General features: G+C 70.1%; 25 protein-coding genes and 1 tRNA gene. 21 read left to right on the forward strand and 5 right to left on the reverse strand.

Going from position 1 to position 20028, the window contains the following annotated elements; translation table 11 throughout:
• Nucleotides 1-60 precede the first annotated feature (60 nt).
• The 17 genes from ACIBI5_RS14790 to ACIBI5_RS14870 all read left to right on the forward strand — a co-directional run bounded on the left by ACIBI5_RS14790 (nucleotide 61) and on the right by ACIBI5_RS14870 (nucleotide 10975).
• Nucleotides 61-243 carry a hypothetical protein gene (locus ACIBI5_RS14790; protein ID WP_397246955.1) on the forward strand — a complete coding sequence of 61 codons (183 nt, stop codon included), beginning with the start codon at nucleotides 61-63 and terminating at the stop codon, nucleotides 241-243.
• Nucleotides 240-515 (forward strand): WhiB family transcriptional regulator, encoded by a 276-nt coding sequence (locus ACIBI5_RS14795; protein ID WP_397246956.1) that lies wholly within the window; start codon nucleotides 240-242, stop codon nucleotides 513-515. The genes ACIBI5_RS14790 and ACIBI5_RS14795 overlap by 4 nt, the downstream gene beginning before the upstream one ends.
• A gap of 106 nt (nucleotides 516-621) precedes the next feature.
• Nucleotides 622-819: a hypothetical protein gene (locus tag ACIBI5_RS14800; RefSeq protein ID WP_397246958.1), complete on the forward strand. Its 198-nt coding sequence runs from the start codon at nucleotides 622-624 to the stop codon at nucleotides 817-819.
• Nucleotides 816-1013, forward strand: a complete 198-nt coding sequence (locus ACIBI5_RS14805) for a hypothetical protein (protein WP_397246960.1) — start codon at nucleotides 816-818, stop codon at nucleotides 1011-1013. The genes ACIBI5_RS14800 and ACIBI5_RS14805 overlap by 4 nt, the downstream gene beginning before the upstream one ends.
• Nucleotides 1010-1195 carry a hypothetical protein gene (locus ACIBI5_RS14810; RefSeq protein ID WP_397246962.1) on the forward strand — a complete coding sequence of 62 codons (186 nt, stop codon included), beginning with the start codon at nucleotides 1010-1012 and terminating at the stop codon, nucleotides 1193-1195. The genes ACIBI5_RS14805 and ACIBI5_RS14810 overlap by 4 nt, the downstream gene beginning before the upstream one ends.
• A complete protein-coding gene (locus ACIBI5_RS14815) occupies nucleotides 1192-2163 on the forward strand; it encodes a hypothetical protein (protein WP_397246963.1) in 972 nt (323 codons plus the stop codon). Before ACIBI5_RS14810 ends, ACIBI5_RS14815 begins: the two co-directional genes overlap by 4 nt.
• 10 nt (nucleotides 2164-2173) lie before the next feature.
• Entirely contained in the window at nucleotides 2174-2416 is a 243-nt protein-coding gene (locus ACIBI5_RS14820; protein ID WP_397246965.1) for a hypothetical protein, read from the forward strand.
• The gene (locus ACIBI5_RS14825; RefSeq protein ID WP_397246967.1) at nucleotides 2413-4593 is read left to right on the forward strand and encodes a hypothetical protein; all 2181 of its coding nucleotides are present in this window, start codon (nucleotides 2413-2415) and stop codon (nucleotides 4591-4593) included. Before ACIBI5_RS14820 ends, ACIBI5_RS14825 begins: the two co-directional genes overlap by 4 nt.
• Nucleotides 4594-4779: 186 nt before the next feature.
• The gene (locus ACIBI5_RS14830; RefSeq protein WP_397246969.1) at nucleotides 4780-5052 is read left to right on the forward strand and encodes a hypothetical protein; all 273 of its coding nucleotides are present in this window, start codon (nucleotides 4780-4782) and stop codon (nucleotides 5050-5052) included.
• A gap of 206 nt (nucleotides 5053-5258) precedes the next feature.
• Nucleotides 5259-5918 (forward strand): hypothetical protein, encoded by a 660-nt coding sequence (locus ACIBI5_RS14835; RefSeq protein WP_397246971.1) that lies wholly within the window; start codon nucleotides 5259-5261, stop codon nucleotides 5916-5918.
• Complete coding sequence (locus tag ACIBI5_RS14840) at nucleotides 5915-6157, forward strand: hypothetical protein (RefSeq protein ID WP_397246972.1); 243 nt, start codon at nucleotides 5915-5917, stop codon at nucleotides 6155-6157. Before ACIBI5_RS14835 ends, ACIBI5_RS14840 begins: the two co-directional genes overlap by 4 nt.
• The gene (locus ACIBI5_RS14845) at nucleotides 6154-6735 is read left to right on the forward strand and encodes a hypothetical protein (protein WP_397246974.1); all 582 of its coding nucleotides are present in this window, start codon (nucleotides 6154-6156) and stop codon (nucleotides 6733-6735) included. The genes ACIBI5_RS14840 and ACIBI5_RS14845 overlap by 4 nt, the downstream gene beginning before the upstream one ends.
• The gene (locus tag ACIBI5_RS14850; protein ID WP_397246976.1) at nucleotides 6732-7535 is read left to right on the forward strand and encodes a hypothetical protein; all 804 of its coding nucleotides are present in this window, start codon (nucleotides 6732-6734) and stop codon (nucleotides 7533-7535) included. Before ACIBI5_RS14845 ends, ACIBI5_RS14850 begins: the two co-directional genes overlap by 4 nt.
• Entirely contained in the window at nucleotides 7532-8422 is an 891-nt protein-coding gene (locus ACIBI5_RS14855; RefSeq protein ID WP_397246978.1) for a bifunctional DNA primase/polymerase, read from the forward strand. The genes ACIBI5_RS14850 and ACIBI5_RS14855 overlap by 4 nt, the downstream gene beginning before the upstream one ends.
• Nucleotides 8419-9576: an AAA family ATPase gene (locus ACIBI5_RS14860; protein ID WP_397246979.1), complete on the forward strand. Its 1158-nt coding sequence runs from the start codon at nucleotides 8419-8421 to the stop codon at nucleotides 9574-9576. The genes ACIBI5_RS14855 and ACIBI5_RS14860 overlap by 4 nt, the downstream gene beginning before the upstream one ends.
• On the forward strand, nucleotides 9573-9797 hold the full coding sequence (locus ACIBI5_RS14865) for a helix-turn-helix domain-containing protein (RefSeq protein ID WP_397246981.1): 225 nt from the start codon (nucleotides 9573-9575) through the stop codon (nucleotides 9795-9797). Before ACIBI5_RS14860 ends, ACIBI5_RS14865 begins: the two co-directional genes overlap by 4 nt.
• Nucleotides 9794-10975 carry a tyrosine-type recombinase/integrase gene (locus ACIBI5_RS14870; RefSeq protein WP_397246982.1) on the forward strand — a complete coding sequence of 394 codons (1182 nt, stop codon included), beginning with the start codon at nucleotides 9794-9796 and terminating at the stop codon, nucleotides 10973-10975. The genes ACIBI5_RS14865 and ACIBI5_RS14870 overlap by 4 nt, the downstream gene beginning before the upstream one ends.
• Nucleotides 10976-11034: 59 nt before the next feature.
• Here the strand turns inward: ACIBI5_RS14870 and ACIBI5_RS14875 are convergent.
• The 3 genes from ACIBI5_RS14875 to ACIBI5_RS14885 form a co-directional block, all read right to left on the reverse strand.
• Nucleotides 11035-11107: transfer RNA gene (locus ACIBI5_RS14875), tRNA-Ala, on the reverse strand.
• 15 nt (nucleotides 11108-11122) lie between these two features.
• Nucleotides 11123-11854, reverse strand: coding sequence for an HAD family hydrolase (locus tag ACIBI5_RS14880; RefSeq protein WP_397246984.1), 732 nt, complete (start codon nucleotides 11852-11854; stop codon nucleotides 11123-11125).
• Nucleotides 11855-11870: 16 nt separating this feature from the next.
• Nucleotides 11871-11990, reverse strand: coding sequence for a DLW-39 family protein (locus ACIBI5_RS14885; protein ID WP_214319204.1), 120 nt, complete (start codon nucleotides 11988-11990; stop codon nucleotides 11871-11873).
• 204 nt (nucleotides 11991-12194) lie between these two features.
• Between ACIBI5_RS14885 and ACIBI5_RS14890 the strand changes: the two genes are divergently transcribed.
• The 4 genes from ACIBI5_RS14890 (at nucleotide 12195) to ACIBI5_RS14905 (ending at nucleotide 17050) form a co-directional block, all read left to right on the forward strand.
• A complete protein-coding gene (locus tag ACIBI5_RS14890; protein WP_397246986.1) occupies nucleotides 12195-13559 on the forward strand; it encodes an MFS transporter in 1365 nt (454 codons plus the stop codon).
• Between the two features lie 67 nt (nucleotides 13560-13626).
• Complete coding sequence (locus ACIBI5_RS14895; protein WP_184959061.1) at nucleotides 13627-13836, forward strand: heavy-metal-associated domain-containing protein; 210 nt, start codon at nucleotides 13627-13629, stop codon at nucleotides 13834-13836.
• 206 nt (nucleotides 13837-14042) lie between these two features.
• Nucleotides 14043-14801, forward strand: coding sequence for a hypothetical protein (locus ACIBI5_RS14900; RefSeq protein ID WP_397246988.1), 759 nt, complete (start codon nucleotides 14043-14045; stop codon nucleotides 14799-14801).
• Nucleotides 14802-14830: 29 nt separating this feature from the next.
• Entirely contained in the window at nucleotides 14831-17050 is a 2220-nt protein-coding gene (locus ACIBI5_RS14905; RefSeq protein ID WP_397246990.1) for a heavy metal translocating P-type ATPase, read from the forward strand.
• Nucleotides 17051-17079: 29 nt separating this feature from the next.
• Here ACIBI5_RS14905 and ACIBI5_RS14910 read toward each other — a convergent pair whose 3' ends face one another.
• Together ACIBI5_RS14910 and ACIBI5_RS14915 are read right to left on the reverse strand one after the other, a co-directional pair.
• Nucleotides 17080-17907, reverse strand: coding sequence for an alpha/beta fold hydrolase (locus tag ACIBI5_RS14910; protein ID WP_397246992.1), 828 nt, complete (start codon nucleotides 17905-17907; stop codon nucleotides 17080-17082).
• A gap of 428 nt (nucleotides 17908-18335) precedes the next feature.
• Nucleotides 18336-19937: an FAD-binding oxidoreductase gene (locus tag ACIBI5_RS14915; RefSeq protein WP_397246994.1), complete on the reverse strand. Its 1602-nt coding sequence runs from the start codon at nucleotides 19935-19937 to the stop codon at nucleotides 18336-18338.
• Between the last annotated feature and the right edge of the window lie 91 nt (nucleotides 19938-20028).

Consider the following 20028-nt stretch of genomic DNA (forward strand, 5'->3'; position numbering starts at 1 on the left):
CCGAACCGCCAAGAACGCGAGGCCGCCCCCTGTCTGCACTCCCAAAGGAGCACATCCATCATGACCTACGACAGCACCCTGACCGAGGTGGACGTGCAGTTCGTCTGCGCTGTCTGCGAGGGCCTGGAGGTGGCCGCGCCCGGCACGGAACCTCCGTGCCCGCCCATCTGCCACACCTGCGCCCGGCTGACCACGGCCGACCTGCTGGCCGATCGGCTGGACGGTCTGGAGGTGGCGTGGTGAAGCGCACCGCAGACCTGCGCGCCCTGCTGGACGCCGTGCTCGCGGCCGGTCAGGCGTGCGGCCCCGACACCGCCGAGCTGTTCACCGACCGCGACGGCGAGTCGTTCGAGGACCGCTACGCGCGTGAGCAGCAGGCCAGGGCGATCTGCCGGTCCTGCCCGGCGCGGGCGGCCTGCGAGACCTACTACCAGGCGATTCGTCCCCGCGACGGCGTGTGGGCCGGTTTGAGCCAGGAAGACCGCGACAGCCTGCGCGCTCAGGCGGTGGCGTGATGGCCGCCGCCGCTACGCGATGCGTCGTGTCCGGCCGCAGGCGACGCCTGCCCTTCCCCCGTCCCCTACCTCGTGCCCTGCGCCTAACCCCCGAAAGGCCGCTGCGATGAGCGAGAACACCGACCGGTGCAGCGTGTTCTGGTCTACCGACTTCGACCGGTACGCGTCCGGAGAGCTGCGGGTTGAGCGGGTGCGCTGCGCGCTGTGTCAGCACGCGCCGTGTGACTGCCCGCCCTTCGGCACCGACGAGTACTACGCCCTGATCGACGCCCGCCACGGACAAGGCAGGGGCGGACGGTCATGACCTCCTTCCTCATCGTCCTGGGGGCGTTCCTGGTCGGCGTGCTGGCCGGTGACCTGATCCGCATCGGCCAGGGCCGCCGCGACATCGCCCGCATCCACCGCTCGGCCGATCTGGCGTGCCGCATCTGGTCGGCCGACCCGGCCAACTGGTGTGACCGGCCCGGCTGCCCGCGCTGCTGGGGAGATGCCGCATGAAGCGCACCCATGGGTGCCGGATCACGTTCGTCCCGGCCGACGGCAGTCCGGAACTGGACTGCACCCGCACCGGCTGGCACGGCCCCTTCCACGCCACCGACCGCGAGAGCTTCACCAGGGTGCCCGGTGGCGCGCTGGTCACGCTCAAGGACACCGCCCCCGATCGGAGGACCGGCAGATGAGTACCGTCGCCAACCCCGACCCGCCGCCCGAGCCCGGCCCGGAGGAGACCGCCCGCGCGCTGGCCGAGCTGGAGCTGTACGCCAACCACACCACCCCCGACCCGCGGCCCACCGCCCCGCCCGCTCCTGTCGTTCCGGCCGCGGCGCCGCCGGGGGTGACCAAGCGGGTGCGCAGGCTGCGCGCGGAGGTGGCCGAAGCGCACCTGCTGGCCGATCTCCAAGGCGATGACACGCCGTTGCTGCTGGACACGCCCAAGGTGCGCAAGCGCCGCAAGGCCGCCCAGCAGGCCGCCCGCCTGCACGCGCTGGCCCAAGACCCCGAGATGCGCGCCTGGCAGGCCGCCCGCATGCGCCGCCTGCTGGTCGCCGCGGCGCTGGTCTCGCTGACGCTCGCGCTGGCCTGGTCTACCGCCGGTGTGCAGTTGTTCGCCGCTGACGGCGCTCCGGCCTGGTCACCCGCATGGATCTTCGCCTGGCTGGTTGAGCCGTTCCTGTCGCTGGCCCTGCTGGTCGTCGTCGGCGCCCGTGCCTATCTCGGCACCCGCGGCCAGCCGCTCAACGACCGCAAGCTGATCCGCATCGAGTGGTTGTTCCTGGGGCTGACGCTCGGCATGAACGCCTGGCCGTACCTGCCCGGGGGCCTGCCGGACGGGACCGACTTCTCGCTGCCGCGGCTTGTGCTGCACATCCTGGGTCCCATCGTCGCGGTGGCTATCGTCACCGCCCTGCCCGTCATTCTGGCCGCGTTCTCCCGCCTCAACCACGACCCCGCGCACGGCCGCGACGGCGGGCTTACCGGCCTTACGTACAGCGCCGATACCGCCCGGCTGATCGACCGGACACAGGCGCTCATCACCGCCGGCGAACTGCCCGACAGCCCCAGCGCCTACAAGATCCAGCGCGCCCTGCGGTGCGGCATGGACGACGCCCGCGCCGTGCGTGACGCCTTCCGCACCCACGACGGCTAGGAGACCGACCATGCTCGCCTACGCCACCCTGGCCACCGTCGCCGTCGCGGCCATCCCCGCCGCGGCGCAGGCCCGCATCTGGCTGCACGGCCGGCGCGACCGCGCCGAGATCCGCGCCAGCTTCACCGACCACCGCCGCACCTGCGGCGGCCCCCACCCGACCGACACGCAGGGCGCGGCCCCATCCGCCAAGACAACGGCCGCGCCCTGCAACCCCGCCCCCTGCAACGGAAACGAGGCGACCCCATCATGACCCACCTGCCGAACGAGCCCGACCCGCCGCACGGCGACACCCCCGTCACCAGCCTCAACGGCGCCAAGGTCGCCACCCTGCCCGACGCCGGACAGCTCGCGCCCGCCGACGCGCCGCCGGCGAAGGTGTCGGACACCTCGTATGAGATCGAACTGGACGACGCTCCGCCCGACGACGCCGTACCGGTTGCGGTGGATCTGCCCGAGGCCGACCAGCCGCCCGCGGCGGCCAAGGACACCCGCAAGCCCATCATCCCGGCCGGGCTGCGCCGCGGGAACCGCGCCACCACGCTGCGGCTGGCCGCCGGCCGCTACGGCTACGTGGCCGCCTTCCACACCGTGCGCGCACCCCTCTACCTGGCCAAGACGCTGTGGTGGGCCGTCGTCGGCATATTCCGGCTGGTCGGACGGCAGATGCGATGGTGGTGGGTCAGCGATGAGTACCTACTGCGTCAGCAGGCCGCCAACGCCAACGACCCGGCGATGTGGCTCAAGCTGCTCAAGGAGGCCAAGGCCACCCGCCGCTGGCGCGGCATCGTCTTGTTCGTCCAAGCCGTCGCGTTGACCGTAGGCGCGCTGCTGGCCGCCCGGCTGCCGCTGATCTGGCAGCTCGTCATCGCCGCCGGCCTGGTGCCGTTCCTGGCCCACCACGGCCGCCCCGCCGGACGCGCGATCGTGGCGCCGGCCCTGGTGACCCGCCGCTACCGCAGGCTGAACAGCGACATCGTGCTGCGCGCCTACTACTCCGCCGGGCTCGGCCACCCCGACAAGCCGAACCAGCGCATCGAGTTCGGCACCGCCATGGCGCGCGAGGGCAACGGCTCCAAAGTGCTGGTCAACCTGCCCTACGGCAAGACGTTCGCCGACGCGGTCAACGCCCGCGAAAAGATCGCGTCCGGTCTGGACGTCGCGCTCGCGCAGGTCACCATCTCCCGCGACCCCGAAAGCCACCGCTCGCACTGGCTGTGGGTGGCCGACTCCGACCCCCTCGCGACCGCCGCCGGACGTACGCCGCTGCTGGCCTGCAAGCAGACCGACATCTGGCAGCCCGCCCCGCTCGGCCTGGACGAGCGCGGCCACCTGGTCACCCTGCTCATGCTGTGGGCCTCCATCCTGGTCGGGGCACAGCCGCGCCAGGGCAAGAGCTTCACCGCCCGGCTGCTGGCCCTGTACGCCGCCCTCGACCCATACGTGCGCCTGGACGTGTTCGACGGCAAGGGCTCGCCCGACTGGCGCAAGTTCGCACTCGTGGCGCACTCGTGCTCCTTCGGGTTCACGATGACCCGCGACGGCGACCCGCTGGAGGTCTTCGTCCAAACCCTGCGTGACCTCAAGGCCGACGTGCAAAGCCGCTACCAGCGGCTATCCGAGCTGCCGGTGGACATCTGCCCCGAGGGCAAACTCACCCGGCAGATCGCCCGCGACCCGCAGTACGGCATGCCGGTGCGGCTGGTCATCATCGACGAGTGCCAGGAGTACTTCGACACCGGCGACAAGGAGCTGAACAAGGAGATCGCTTCCCTGCTGGTCTTCCTGGTCAAGGTCGCACCCGCGGCCGGCGTCATCGTGCTGGACGCCACCCAAAAGCCCGGCGGGGTCGGCACCAACGACGTGGCCACCGCGTTCACCAGCTTCCGCGACAACCACCAGGTGCGCATCGCCCTGCGCACCGGCTCGTGGCAGGTCTCCGACCTGGTACTCGGCTCTGGCGCCTACTCCGAGGGCTTCGACTCCTCCACCCTGCTGCCCTCGTACAAGGGTGTCGGGCTGCTGCGCGGCGCCGGCGACGACACCCCGACCGTGCGCTTCCACCTGGCCGATGCCGAAGACGCCGAGAAGATCCTGCTGGCCGCGCGCAAGCTGCGCGAGCACGCCGGCACCCTGTCCGGCATGGCAGCCGGGCAGACCGCCATCCGCGAAGTGCGTGACGTGCTGGCCGACGCCCTGACCGTCTTCCAGGGCAGCGAGACCGGCCTGCCCTGGGCCGTGCTGGCCGCCCGCCTGTCGGAGCGCATCCCCGAGCACTACGCCGACACCACCGGTGAGGCGATCTCGGCTCAGCTTCGCGCGCTCGGTGTGCCGAGCGTGGACATCAAGCGGGACGGCAAGGCGCTCAAGGGAGCCCGTAAGACGGCCGTCACGGCCGCGATCGAGCGGCGCGACACCACCGCCGGCTGACACCGACCGGCCCCCGGCGAACCCCCGCGGAAGGGGTTCGCCGGGTCGCGACTCGCCCGCGACCGGTCGCGGCTGCGCGACCCGCGCCGCGACCGGCCACACCCACGCTGATCAGCCCGAATACCCGCAGGTCGCGGGTAGCGGGCACAGCCTCCCACGCTCGGAAACCGCTCCTGGAGCCTCCCCATGACCCTCTACGCCGCGACCGCGACCCCACCCGCCGCGACCTACGCCTGGCTGGTTCTGGCCGCCCTCGTGTGGGCGCTCATCTACACCGCCAAGTGCGCCGCCGCCCCGTTCACCGGCTGCCGCCGCTGCCACGGCGCAGGCAAGAAGATCAAGCCCAACGGCCGCATCAAACGCTGGTGCCGACGCTGCGACGGCACCGGCCTACGCCTGCGCTGGGGCCGACGCGCCTACAACTACCTGCGCCGCCTACGCCGGGACGGCACCCGATGAACGGCCACACGTCGCCTCCCACCGTGGTGACACACGACGCGTCGCCTACAGCGGCCGCACTACGGGACACGTCGCACCCGCCGTCGGACACGACGCGTCGCACGCGGCCCGAGACGACGCCCCCATCGGCACTGCCCTCGCGCACCTGCGCCTGGTGCACCGGCCCCATCCCCGCCACCGCCCGGCGGGACGCGCTCTGCTGTTCGGTGCGATGCAGGCAAGCCCGGCACCGCTTCACCCGCACCGTGGGCGCCGCGCCAGGCGTCGCGGCTGGCCACCCGCTACGGCTCGCCTACGCAGACCCGCCCTACCCCGGCAACGCCCGCCTGTATCGCGGCCACCGCGACTACGCCGGCGAAGTCGACCACACCGCCCTCATCGCCACACTGGCCAGCTACGACGGATGGGCGCTGTCCACCTCCGCCGCCGCCCTGCCCACCGTGCTCGCCCTCTGCCCGCCCGGCGTGCGCGTCGCGGCCTGGCACCGCGGTGAACGCCCCACCGCAAGCCGCTGGCCGCTCAACGCCTGGGAACCCGTCATCTACCACGGCGGACGCCCGAACGACCCGTCGCGTCCCACCGGCGCGACACGACGCCTCGACTCCCTCATCCACGGCGTCTCCCCAATGACCACCCTGCCCAGCAGGGTCATCGGCGCCAAACCCGCCGCGTTCTGCCGCTGGCTGTTCGACCTCCTCGGCGCACAACCCGGCGACAGCCTCGACGACCTGTTCCCCGGCTCTGGCGCCGTCACCCGCGCATGGACGGCCTTCACCAACGCCCCCGACCCGTCGCCACAGGCCCTAACCGACACGTCGCGTCCGTCGCCGAGAGACGCGACGCCTCACCGGGGTGATGCCACATGAGCGCCGACCCCAACATCGTCCTCTACCAAGGCAAACCGCGGCGCCTGTGGCACGGCCGAATCGTCCTCAACTGGACCAAACAACGCGAGCGTTGGAACGGCGGACGCGTCCGCCCGTGCCGGTACTGCCTGCAGCCGTGTCACCTGCTGGACGACGACGACCGCCCGGTCCACAAGGTCTGCCTGGAGCTGGCCATCACCGCCGCCCTGCTGGCCGAACGCGGCAAGGAGGCGGCATGAGCACGCCCGGCACCGTCTACCTGCTGCACTTCGCGCAGCCGTACAAGCACGCCCGCCACTACATCGGATGGACCGGCGACCTGGACGCCCGACTGGCCGAACACCAGGCCGGCCGCGGTGCGCGCCTGCTGGCCGTGGTCAAGGCCGCCGGCATTACCTGGACGCTGGCCCGCACCTGGAACGGCCCCCGAAGCCGCGAACGCGCCCTCAAACGCCAAGGCGGCGCAAGCCGCTGCTGCCCCCTGTGCGGCGTACGCCCCCGCCCCGACAACCAACCCCCGCCACCACCACCGACTGCTGCCAAGCCGGTCGTCATCGCCCGGCCGCGGCCCGGCGACCCGGACCTTCTCGCCAAGGTGGCCGCCGCCTTCCGCGAGGCCGAAACCCTGCTGCCCGTCCACGAGATCGCCCAACGGCTACCCGTGCGCCCCGGCGGCCCCTGCTTCGACTGGGAAACCCCCGTCATGGCCGCCACCCTGCGCCGTAACGCCATCCCCATCCACCACCACACCCACCCGGCCGGCGCCATCCTGCTCACCGAACTGCGCGCTGCCCTGTGTGACGAGGTGGCGGCATGACCGACCTGACCCGCTTCTACTTGGGTGCGCACCAACCGCACTGGCTGTGGACCACCGACATGCCGCTGTTCGTCAGCCACCGCCAGCTCGCGCGAAAGGTGACGCTGCAACGTGCACGCTGCCGCTGGGCGTTGGACTCCGGCGGGTTCACCGAACTGTCCCTGCACGGCCGGTGGATCACCACCGCTGAACAGTACGCCGAAGCGGTCACACGGTACGCAATACACGTGGGTCGGTTGGACTTCGCCGCGCCACAGGACTGGATGTGCGAACCCGTCATGCTCGCCACCACCGGCCTCAGCGTTCGTGAACACCAAGAACGTACCGTCGCCAACTACCTCCACCTCAGCGCCATCGCTCCCGGCCTGCCGTTCATCCCCGTCCTGCAAGGCTGGACCCTGACCGACTACCTGGCCTGCGCAGACCTCTACCGATCGGCCGGCATCGACCTCACCACCCTGCCGCGCGTCGGGCTCGGCTCGGTCTGCCGCCGTCAATCCACCGGCGAAATCGCCACCATCGTCACCACCCTCAGCAACATCGGACTGCGCCTGCACGGCTTCGGAGTCAAGACCGGCGGACTACACCGCTACGGACACCACCTGGCATCAGCCGATTCCATGGCATGGAGCTACGCCGCCCGCCGCGAAGCCCCGCTGCCCGGCTGCGCCACCCACAAGAACTGCGCCAACTGCCTGCGCTACGCCACCGCGTGGCGCACCCGTCTCCTAGCGCGCCTAGCCCGGCACGGCCGCCAGCAAGACCTCTTTGATCTCACCGCCGAAGGGCTTCCCGCATGAACACCTGCACCCGCTACGCCCTGGCCGCCGCCGCCCGCGGCTGGCGCGTCTTCCCGCTGGCCTACCCCAGCAAGGTCCCGATTCAGGACTGGCCGTGGAGGCAACGCCACACCACCGACCCCGACGCCATCACCCGATGCTGGCAACGCCACCGCTACAACATCGGAATCGCGTGCGGGCCGTCCAACCTCGTGGTGATCGACCTCGACACCCCCAAGCCCGACGACACCCCGCCACCCGCAAGGGACCGGCCCGGCATCACCGACGGCACCGACGTGTTCGCCGCCCTATGCGCCGAGCACGGCCAACCGCTACCGCTGGAAACCTTCCAGGTCCGCACCCGCCGCGGCGGCCTGCACCTGTACTACACCGCCCCCCACGGCATCAGACTCGGCAACACCCAGGGCAGCCGGGGCGGACTCGGCTGGCTGATCGACACCCGCGCGCACGGCGGGTACGTGGTCGGCCCCGGCAGCTTCGTGGACGACAAGGACGGCACCGGCACCTACGAGGTCCTGCACGGCCCGCCGGCCGCGCCGCTGCCCGGCTGGCTAGCCGACCTGCTGCGCCCCCGCCCGCTGCCCGAACAGAAGCCCGTCACCATCGACCTGGCCGCCGACCGGCGCGGCGCCTACCTACGCGCCGCCGTCCAAGGCGAACTCGACCGGGTGCTGAACTCCCCCGAGGGCGGCCACAACAACGCCCTCTACGTCGCCTCCGTCGCGCTCGGGCAGCTCGTGGCCGGGGGCGAACTGTCCGAACACCAGGTCACCGACTGGCTGACCAACGCCGGCGTCCAGGTCGGCCAGCCCTACCGCGCGGCCAGCCGCACCGTCACCTCCGGGCTACGGGCCGGTGCCCGCCGGCCACGAACGGTCGCGGCATGACCAGCCAACGCCCGCCGCACCTGCGGCTGGTCGCCGGGGACGCGGTGCCCGTCCCCGGCGGCCCGCCCGGGGCGGCGCCGTTCCGCACCTCGTGGACCGCCGACGAGCTGATGGACCTCACTTTCCCCGAGACCCGATGGGCGGTGCCCGGCGTCATCGCCGAAGGGCTCAACCTGCTCGCCGGCCCGCCCAAGGTCGGCAAGTCCTGGCTGTCGCTCGGCACGGCCATCGCCGTGGCCGCCGGGGGCAAGGCGCTGGAGGCCATCGAGGTGGAGCCCGGCCCCGTGCTCTACCTGGCGCTGGAAGACACCCCGCGCCGGCTCCAGTCCCGCATGCGCAAAATCCTGGCCGGGCGGCGCGCACCGCGAGCGCTGACCCTGGCCACGAGCTGCCCGACCCTGCCTCAGGGCGGAGTCGAGCGCATCGCGCACTGGCTGGACAGCAACCCCGGCGCCCGCATGGTCGTCATCGACGTGTTCGCCAAGGTCCGCGGCGCCACTCCGCCCGGCCTGTCCGCCTACGATGCCGACTACACCGCGATGGGGCACGCCAAACGCCTGGCCGACACCTACGGCGTGGCCGTCGTCCTGGTCCACCACGTCCGCAAGATGGGCTCTGACGACTTCCTAGAGCAGGTCTCCGGCACCAACGGCCTGGCCGGCGCTGCCGACGCCACGCTCGTCCTCAAACGCGCCCGCAGTACCGCCGACGGCGTGCTGCACGTCACCGGCCGCGACGTCGAAGAAGCCGAGTACGCGCTGTCCTTCCAGCCCGCCGCCGGCGTCTGGCACCTACTCGACGGCCCGCCCGAAGACCTCGCGCTGGGGGAGACCCGCGCGGCCATCACTCGCTACGTCCGCGAACACCCGAACAGCACACCGAAGGTCATCGCCGAAGCAACCGGCCTCGTACACAACACCGTCAAGCGCACCTGCCAGCGCATGGCCGCCGACGGCCAGCTATGCGCCGACGCAGGCGGACGCTATCGGCTACCGGGGACAGCCACGGGGACAGAGCACCCCGAAAGTGCCCCCCGTGTCCCCGCTGTCCCCCAACCCGACCTGACCAGCGCAAACGAAACCGATCAAGGGGGACACCCGCCGCACCCCGGTGTCCCCCGTGTCCCCGCTGACAAGGAGAGCCCGGACTCATGACCACCCCGACGCCGGACCCTCTCCGGCTCAGCGACCTGGAGCTCTACACGGTCAAGGACGCCGTGCGTCTGCTCAAGCTCAGCCGCTCCGAGATCTACGTGCTCCTTCGCTCCGGCCGACTGGCATCCGTCGCGGAAGGCCGCGCACGACGCATCACCGCCCAAGGCATCCGCGACTACATCGCCCTACTCAACAGCGAAGCACAGGAGAAGGCAGCATGACCAAGCGACGCAGCAGGGGAGAAGGCGGCCTGCACTGGGACGACAAGCGGCAACGCTGGATTGCCAGCCTCACCATCGGATACACGCCCGCGGGCAAGCGCATCGTCAAGAAGGGCAGCGGCAAGACCAAGACCGAGGCCAAGAACAAGCTCAAGGAGATCCTGCGCGACCACGACGACGGCCTGACGGTCAAGTCCGGCGTCACCGTGGCGAGCGCCGTGACCTACTGGCTTGAGCACGGGCTCAACGGCCGTTCTCGGCGAACCGTGGAGCTGTATCGGGAGTTCGCTCGCATTCACATCATCCCGGCGCTGGGCAAGCGGAAGCTCAGTGAACTCTCCGTGGAAGACGTTGACCGGTGGCTCGCGCACAAGGCGAAGACCCTGAGCACACGGACGTTGAAGTTGATCCATGGCATTCTCAACCGGTCCGTGAAAAACGCCATGATCCGCGACAAGGTGAAGCGCAACGTGGTTGATCTGTGCGAAGTACCGGAGGGCCGGGCAGGCCGCGCGTCCAAGGCGTTCACGCTCGCGGAGGCCGAAGCTGTTCTTGACGCTGCCGACGGTGCGGGAACCCGCATTCGCGCCTACATCGTCCTGTCGCTCCTGACCGGAGGACGAACCGAGGAACTCCGGGGACTTCAGTGGTCCTTCCTGGTCGCCTACAACGAAGACGAGGGCCGTTGGGTCCCCGTCCACGAGGTGGGATGGGATCACGAGGCGTTCGCCATCTACGTGTGGCGCTCGGTTCGTAAGGGTGGCGACACCAAGACGGTGAAGTCCCGCCGGACGCTCAAGCTTCCAGGCCGGTGCGTGGACGCTCTGCGCGTGCTCTGGGAGAGCGACAAGGCGGAATGTGAGGCTCAGGGACGAACCTGGAACGGGCAGGGGTACGTGTTCAGCACGAGCACGGGAACCATGCTCAGCGCGGGCAACGTCCGACGGGACTTCAAGAAGGTCGTCAAGTCGGCCGGTCTGGACGAGAAGGAATGGACGCCACGCGAGATGCGCCAGAGTTTCGTCTCGGTTCTGTCGGACTCGGGGGTACCGATCGAGGTCATCTCGCGCCTGGTCGGGCACACTCATTCGCTGGTCACCGAGACGGTCTACCGCCAGCAGATCCGCCCGGTCATGCAGGAGGGCGCCACCGCCATGGACGTCATTTTCCGGGCTTAGTCACCCAGTTAGACACTCACGCCCCGTTCCCTGATCAGGGAACGGGGCGTTTTCGCAGGTGGAGCCTAGGAGATTCGAACTCCTGACATCCTGCTTGCAAAGCAGGCGCTCTGCCAGCTGAGCTAAGGCCCCTTACGACGCACTAGCTTACCGGCCCGCAGTGGCTACCTGGTGCGTACCCAAGTCTTCGATCAAGATCAAATCAGGAAGGTCGGCGATCGAGTCCAGTATGTGGGTGGCGCCGCCCTTGAGGAGGCGTTCCCGGCTGTGTACTCCGGTCATCACTCCAGCCACCACCGAAGCCCCGGCCCGCCGCCCGCACAGCATGTCGCTCTCGGAATCTCCGACGACGGCGACCTGCCGGACATCCTCGATTCCCAACCGGAGTACGGCATGCAGCACCATATCCGGCCAAGGCCTACCCCGCCCCCCAGCATCCTCGGGGCAGATGGCCAGATCGACCCGGTCATGCCATCCGAGCACGCCAAGCACCCGGCCTAAGGTGGCGCGGCTGAATCCGGTGATCAGGGCGAGCTGCACACCGGAGCCGCGCAACTTGTCGAGCGTCTCCAGCACGCCAGGGATCGGGACAAGCCCGGCACGGTCCAGGGCGCCCTCGTAGGAGCGTTCGAACGTCAGGTTCGCCGCTTGTGCCTGGGCCTCGTTGCCGGGGAAGATCCCGCGGAAGACCTCGATCTTGGGACATCCCCGGGACCGGTGCACGTGAACCATGGCACGCGCATAGGCCCCGGTCCCGGGGACGATGCCCTGAGTTGCGATCGCTTCGGCGAACGCACGCTCGACCATGGCGATGTCACCGATCGTTGTGCCGGCGAGGTCGATGCACGCCAGCTTGATGGGGACGACGACGTCGCTCATCGCCTCGCCAGGTCGGTTAGTTCTCGCTGCCGGTCGCCTCGGTCCAGAGGTCGAGCTCGGCGCGGTCGGCCTGCACCTTACGCCAGATCAGCAACCCCCCAAGGGCGATCAGCGCCAGAACGATCAGCTTCTTCACGGTGTGACCCCACTTCTTCGACGGTCTCACCTGCCGGGGTGAGACCCAACGGTTGGATGCAGCCTAGCAAGTGATGGCCGTACTCCCGCTGTCGAGCACCCATGAACCTCCCGAATCAGGCAAGTAGACAAACCCCCATGGGGTATGTTACGTTCCTCGCCGTCGAGATACCCCATGGGGGTATAAGCGCAAAGGAGAATCGCAGTGGCTACCGAAAATCCCAGGCGGTGGTGGGCGCTACTCGTGCTCGCGACCGCCCAGTTCATGGTGATCATGGACACGTCCATCATCGGTGTGGCGCTCCCGGAGATGCAGCGGCAACTGGGGTTCACCCCGGGCGGGCTCCAGTGGGTCTTCAACGCCTACGTGATCGCGTTCGGCGGTCTGCTCCTGCTCGGTGGCCGGCTGTCCGACCTGCTGGGCGCGCGCAAGGTCTTCACCACCGGCTGGATCATCCTGATCGCCGGCTCGGTGCTGGCCGCCGCCGCGAGCACGGCGTGGGTCGAGGTGCTCGGCCGCGCCGTACAGGGAGTGGGCGGGGCGCTCATCGCGCCCGCGGCGATGACGCTGCTCATGATGCTGTTCGGGCACAGTCAAAAGGAGCTCGGCAAGGCCATGGCCCTGTACGGCGCCGCCGCCCCCGCGGGCGGTACCGCCGGAGTCTTCCTCGGCGGCGTCATCACCGAGTACCTGAGCTGGCCGTGGGTCTTCATCGTCTACATCCCGATCGGCCTGGCCACGCTGGCCGCCACCGGACTGCTCCCCGCGGTCAAGGGCAGGCGCGGCTCGGTGGACGTCGTGGGCGCGATCTCGGTCACCGCCGGCCTGGCGCTGGTCGTGTACGCGATCGTGGCGGAGAACCTGATCGCCGGAGCCGCGGGCGCGGCGCTGCTGGTGCTGTTCCTGATCGTGCAGCGCATGGTCAAGCAGCCGCTGATGCCGCTGTCGATCTGGCGTACACCCGGCCTGGCCACCGCCAACCTGGCCATGGCGCTGCTCGGCGCCGCCTGGATCCCGATGTGGTACTTCCTGAACCTCTACCTGCAGCAGACCCTCGGCTTCGGCGCGTTCGCCAGCGGCGCGGCGCTGCTGCCGATGACGGTCGCGGTCATGATCTTCATGATCGGCATCACGGCCAGGCTGCTCGGCCGGTTCGGGGCCAAGCCGCTCATCGTGCTCGGGCTGGCGGTGCTGGCCGCGGGCGTGGCGGGGCTGTCGTTCGCGCGGCCGGGCGGGACGTTCGTGGCGGACGTGCTGCCGGCGAGCCTGGTCGCGGCCGTGGGCATGTCGCTGGCCTACATCCCGGCCATGATCTCGGCGATGTCCGGCGCCAAGCCGGAGGAGGCCGGGCTGGCCTCGGGCATCGTGAACACCACCTACCAGGTCGGGTCCGCCGTCGGGCTGGCCGTCATGACGGCAATCGCCACGTCGCAGGCCGAACTCATCGACGGCTTCCAGGGCGCCTTCGTCGGCGCCGCGGTCGTGGCGGGGCTCGGCGCCCTGCTGAGCGTGGTGCTCATGCGCCGGCCGCGCGCCGCCGTTCAGGATCAGGGAAAGGTTTCCGTGTAGCCCCGAAATACCCTAGGGGGGTACGGTGTTACACTCAGAGGCAGACAGAGAAGCTAAGGAGATCGACATGACCAGCGCCACCTACACCGTCAAGGGCATGACCTGCGGCCACTGCGTCAGCTCCGTCAAGGAAGAGGTCAGCGAGGTCGCGGGAGTCTCCTCAGTGGAGGTTGACCTGGCCAGTGGACTGCTGACCGTGGAGAGCGTGAGCCCGATCGACGCCGCGGACATCCGCTCGGCCGTCGAAGAGGCCGGATATGAGCTGGTGACGAAGTGAACACCGCCGCGAAGCTCGGGACATATGTGCTCGGTCTTGCGGTCGTCTTCGGCGGAACCTGGGGCGTCGGCAACCTGGTCGGCCCCCAGGCCACCCCGCAGAAGCCCGTCACCGCAGGTCATGACATGTCGCAAATGTCAAAGCAACCAACCTCCGAGCAGCCAGTAACAGCACAAAGCGCTAGTGATACCCCTGGGGGGCTCCAAGTGTCGCAGAACGGCTACACCCTCAACCCGCTCACCGCCGCCAAGGCCGGTGCGCCCACAGACTTCCAGTTCACCGTGACGGGCCCCAGCGGCAAGCCGGTGACCGACTACCAGGTCGAGCACGACAAGAAGCTCCACTTCATCGTCGTCTCCCGTGACCTGTCCAGCTTCCAGCACGTCCACCCCGAGATGAGCGCCGACGGCACCTGGTCGGTCAAGATCGCCTTCCCGGCCGCCGGAACCTTCCGCGCGTTCGCCGACTTCACCCCGACCGGCGGCCAGGCCCTGACGCTCGGCGCCGACATCCAGGTCGCGGGCGACTTCCAGCCCAAGCCGCTGAAGGCGGTCAGCCGCACCTCCGAGGTCGACGGCTACACCGTGACGCTCGACGGAGACCTGGTCCCCGGCCAGTCGAGCAAGCTCACGCTGAACGTCAGCAAGGACGGCAAGCCGGTCACCGACCTGCAGCCGTACCTCGGGGCGTACGGGCACCTCGTGGCCCTGCGCGCCGGTGACCTGGCCTACCTGCACGTGCACCCCGACGGCGCGCCCGGCGACGGCAAGACGCAGCCGGGTCCGGGAATCACGTTCTACGCCGAGGCACCCAGCGGCGGCGACTACCGTCTGTTCCTGGACTTCCAGCACGGCGGAGCCGTACACACCGCGGACTTCACCGTGAAGGCCGGCGAGGGCGCCGCCGAACCGGGAGCCAAGCCGAGCGCGAAGAACGACCACGACTCCACCCCGCACGGCCACTAGCAGGACGCGACGTACAGAAAGGAGAGGTGATGTCCTCCCTCACCGACGACCAGCCCCAGGGCGCCGTCGAGCTATCGATCGGCGGCATGACCTGCGCGTCCTGCGCCAACCGCATCGAGCGCAAGCTGAACAAGATGAACGGCGTGACCGCGACGGTCAACTACGCGACGGAGAAGGCGAAGGTCACCTTTCCTGAGGGTCTGGACCCCGAGCGGCTGATCGCGACGGTCGAGTCGGCCGGTTACACCGCGGCGCTGCCCAAGGTCGAGAAGGCCGAGGCGGGAACCACCGGCGAAGAGGACGACGAGCTCAGGCCGCTGCGCAACCGGCTCATCACCTCGCTCGTCCTCGGCATCCCGGTGATCGCGATGGCGATGGTCCCGGCGCTGCAGATCGAGTACTGGCAGTGGTTGTCGCTGACGCTGGCCGCGCCGGTCGTGGTCTACGCGGGCTGGCCGTTCCACAAGGCCGCCTGGACGAACCTGCGCCACGGCGCCGCCACCATGGACACCCTGGTCTCCATCGGGACGATCGCCGCGTTCCTCTGGTCGGTCTGGGCGCTGTTCCTCGGCACCGCGGGCGTACCGGGGATGACGCACCCGTTCGAGTTCTCGATCGAGCGCACCGACGGCTCCGGCAACATCTACCTTGAGGCCGCCGCGGGCGTCACCGCGTTCATCCTGGCCGGCCGCTACTTCGAGTCGCGCTCCAAGCGCCGCGCGGGCGCCGCCCTGCGCGCGCTGCTGGAGCTCGGCGCCAAGGACGTGGAGCTCGCCGACGGGCGCCGCATCCCCACCGACCAGCTCGCCGTCGGGGACACCTTCGTCGTACGGCCCGGCGAGAAGATCGCCACCGACGGTGTGATCCAGGAAGGCAGCTCCGCGGTAGACGCCTCCATGCTGACCGGCGAGTCCGTCCCGGTGGAGGTACGGCCGGGCGACCCCGTCACCGGCGCCACCGTCAACGCCGGCGGCCGGCTCATCGTGCGGGCCACCCGGGTCGGCGCCGACACGCAGTTGTCCCAGATGGCCAAGCTCGTCGAGGACGCGCAGACCGGCAAGGCCGCGGTGCAGCGCCTGGCCGACCGCATCTCGGGCGTCTTCGTCCCGATCGTGATCGCGCTGGCCGTGGGCACGCTCGGTTACTGGCTCGGCACCGGCAACGGCGCCGGTGCCGCCTTCACCGCGGCGGTCGCCGTCCTGATCATCGCCTGCCCCTGCGCTCTGGGCCTGGCCACGCCGACGGCCCTGCTGGTCGGCACCGGCCGGGGCGCCCAGATGGGCATCCTGATCAAGGGCCCCGAGGTGCTGGAGTCCACCCGGAAGATCGACACGATCGTCCTGGACAAGACCGGCACCGTCACCGAGGGCAGGATGACGCTCACGGACGTGCACCTGGCCGAGGGTGAGAACCGCGACGAGGTGCTCAGGCTGGCCGGAGCGCTTGAGCACGCCTCCGAGCACCCGATCGCGCAGGCCGTCGCCAAGGCCGCGCAGTCGGATGCCACGGTCGAGGACTTCGCCAACGTCGAGGGCCTCGGCGTGCAGGGCATCGTCGACGGGCACGCGGTCCTGGTCGGGCGGCCCAGGTTGCTGGAGGAATGGTCGCAGCACCTGCCCGCGAACCTGGTCGAGGCGCTGGAGGCCGAGCAGAACGCCGGCCGTACCGCCGTCGCGGTCGGCTGGGACGGCAAGGCCCGCGCGGTCCTCGTCGTGGCCGACGTCGTGAAGCCGACCAGCAAGGAGGCGATCGAGCGGCTGCGCGCGCTCGGCCTGACCCCGGTGCTGCTCACCGGCGACAACCAGGCCGTCGCGGCCACCGTCGCCGCCGAGGTCGGCATCGACCAGGTCATCGCCGAGGTGCTGCCGGCCGACAAGGTCGACGTGGTCAAGAAGCTGCAGCAGGAGGGCAAGGTCGTGGCGATGGTCGGCGACGGCGTCAACGACGCCGCCGCGCTCGCCCAGGCCGACCTCGGGCTGTCGATGGGCACCGGCACCGACGCCGCCATCGAGGCCAGCGACCTGACCCTCGTCCGCGGCGACCTGCGGGTGGCGGCCGACGCGATCCGCCTGTCCCGCAGGACGTTGAAGACCATCAAGGGCAACCTGTTCTGGGCGTTCGCCTACAACGTGGCGGCGCTGCCCCTGGCGGCGCTAGGCCTGCTCAACCCCATGATCGCGGGTGCGGCGATGGCCTTCTCCAGCGTTTTCGTGGTGTCCAACAGCCTGCGGCTGAAGGCCTTCAAGTAGATTCTCAGTTCTAGGCGCCGGCCCCGACCTCACAGGGGGCCGGCGCCTTTCACGTGCTCGAGTATCGCCTTCGTGACCACGTCCGGGCGGGCGCGGTGCACGTAGTGCCCGGCGTTCTCGGCCACGATGTGCCTGCTGCTGGTCGACAGGCCCGTCAGCTCCCGCTGCATCGGGAACCAGACGCGGTAGTGGCGGCTGAAGCTGGCGGCCTGCTCGGGCGTCCTGTTGTCCTCGTTGTGCTCGCTGCACGTCACCACCGTCAGAGGGATGTCGCCCAGGGTGGGGGCGCGGCGGCCGGTCTCCGTGCCGATCTGGGCGCGCAGGGTCTGCTCCCACCACGTGGTGCGGCGCTGGCGGTCGCCGAGGTCGAGGTGGCCGGGGCTGTCCAGGAGGCCGAGGTCGACGGCCAGGCGGCGCAGGCCGTACGGGGTGATCCGCTCGATGAGGGCGCGCCTGACCGTGGTGAGGTGGTAGCCCGGGTAGCGCCTGGCCTGGTCGTGGTGGCTGGAGTCCACGAGCACCACTCCGGACACCTCGCCTGCGTGGGCCGCGGCGAACAGCCGGACGACGTAGCCGCCCATCGAGTGCCCCACCAGCACGTACGGCGGGCCGTACCCGGCCAGGGCGAGGGTTTTGCGCAGGTCGGCGGCGGCGTCCAGCATGGCCAGCGGCGAGCTGACGGGGTCGCTCCATCCCATGCCGGCGCGGTCGAAGACCACGGCCGAGGTTTCCTGGCCTAGGACGGGCAGGAGGGGGGCGTACTCGATCGAGGTCGTCCCGAGCGCCGGGACGATCACCACGGTGGGGGAGCCGCGACCGGCCTCCAGCATGTGGATCATGCGTCCGCCGACGTCCACGAGGCGTCCTGGCGGCGGGTGCCGGAGTCGGTCCTGATGTGAGCGCCAGCTCTGGTAGAGGGCGCTGGCGAAACCGGTTAGGGCGAAAGCGGCAAGCGATCTTCTCAGAAGGGCCACTCTCACCATCAAAGCAATGAGCGGGCGTTTGTCCAGTTCAGGACAGTATCCACTCAACCCCCCAAAGCCTACCTTTTAGGGGGAAGGGTGCAGTGAAGGGTCGGATAAATACATTGGCGCATCCGGAAAACGTCCGGCTATCTTAGTGATCGTTCGTGACACAAAAGCCTTTATCGAGAAAAGTCGTCCTGAAAGAACAGGGACGCGGCCTCCGGCCTGCCCGACGGGAATGGCGCCCCCCGGGTGGACGCGGAGACCACCAACGCCCCGGGAACGCGCCCACGCCAGCCGCTCCCGGGGCACAGAAATCGTCAGGCGCGCACGGACAGGCCGTGGTGGAAGACGCCGCGGGGGTCCCAGCGTGCCTTGACCCGCTGCAGGCGGGCGTAGTTCTCCCCGTAGTAGAGGGTGGACCAGGGGACGCCGGAGGTGTTCCAGCGCGGGTCCGCATGGTCGATGTCGGGGTAGTTGATGTAGGCGCCGCCGCAGTTGCCGCCGGGCACCGGGACGCCTCCGGTGTGCGCGAACGTCTTGCCGTGCAGGCCGCGGACCCATTCCAGGTGGGCCTTGCCGTCCTGTTCCGGGGCCCATCCGGCCAGGTGGATGACCTTCAGGATGGACGAGCGTTCGTGGGTGGCCGTGGCGGTGGGGGCGACGGTGTTGATCCGCCCGCCGTACGACAGGAGCCAGAGCATGCCGCCGTCGGCCACCGGGCCGGGGGCGGTGAGGTGGTCGTAGGCGACGTCGGCCTGCGCGTCGGTGAACCGTTCGCGGAGATGGGCGGACTTGGCCTTGTAACGGCCGGACTCCTGCTCCGCGCCGAGGGAGAGGTCGCGGACCGCCCGGAACCAGGGCTGCTGCAGGAGGGGCGGGACGAAAGCCTCCGGGGTGACGCCCTCGCCGACGGCGGCGAAGAAGTCGCGTAGCAGGCGCTCGGCACCGGGCACGTCCCCGGCGATCTGGGTGGGAAGGATCATGCCTCCGGGGTCGTCGCCGGACTTGCGGCCGGGAATGATCAGCGAGCCCCACATCCCGGCGTAGGGGGAGCCGGGGGAGCTGTTGCGCTCGTGCCAGGTTCCGTGGTTGCGCAGGAGCCGGCGGAAGGACTCCTTGGTCATGCCCGCCCAGGACCAGATGGCCACGCCGGACACGACCTTCGCGGGCGGCTTCGGCAGCAGCTTGCCCGGGTCGTCGCCGCGGGCCGCCGGGTCGCGCAGCCAGTAGCGGGTGACGATGCCGAAGTTGCCGCCGCCTCCGCCGGTGTGGGCCCACCACAGGTCGTGGTTGGGGTCGGACGGGTTTCTGGTGGCCACGACGGCGCGGGCCCGGCCTGACGCGTCGACGACGACCACCTCGACGGCGTGCAGGTAGTCGACGGTGAGACCGTGCCGGCGCGACAGCGGGCCGTACCCGCCGCCGGCGATGTGGCCCCCGGCGGCCACGCCCCCGCATTGGCCGCCGGGAAGAGTGACGCCCCAGCCGAAGTAGAGGGTGCGGTACGCCTGCATGAGCGTCGCACCCGCCTCGACCAGGAAAGCCCGGCGCTTCTCGTCGTAGGTGACCTCCTTCATCTCGCACAGGTCGATCACCACCTGCGCGCCGTCGCCGACGAAGTTCTCGTAGCAGTGGCCGCCGCTGCGGACCGTGACGCGGCGACCCGCCCGTACCGCCTGGTTGACCGCGGCCACGACCTGCTCGGTGGAGCCGGCCATGTGGAAGTAGTCGGGCTCGTGGCGGAAGCGCTGGTTGGTGCGGCGCTCGGCCAGGTCGTCGTAGCGGGGGTCGCTACGCTTGACGATCACCGGACCGATGGCCGGGCGGTCGGCGGCGGCGCCGTACGCGCTGTCCGCCAGTACCGCCGTGCCGCCCACGGCCGCCGTGCCACCGATGAAACCTCGACGCGTGACATTCATATCAATGACGCTAGAAGTACGGCACGGCCCCAGGAATGCACTCAGATGCACGCCAGGGTGGAGCTAGGTCCACCCGGCCGAAAAGGAGGGT

This window comes from Nonomuraea sp. NPDC050540, assembly GCF_044457485.1.
Classification (GTDB): domain Bacteria; phylum Actinomycetota; class Actinomycetes; order Streptosporangiales; family Streptosporangiaceae; genus Nonomuraea.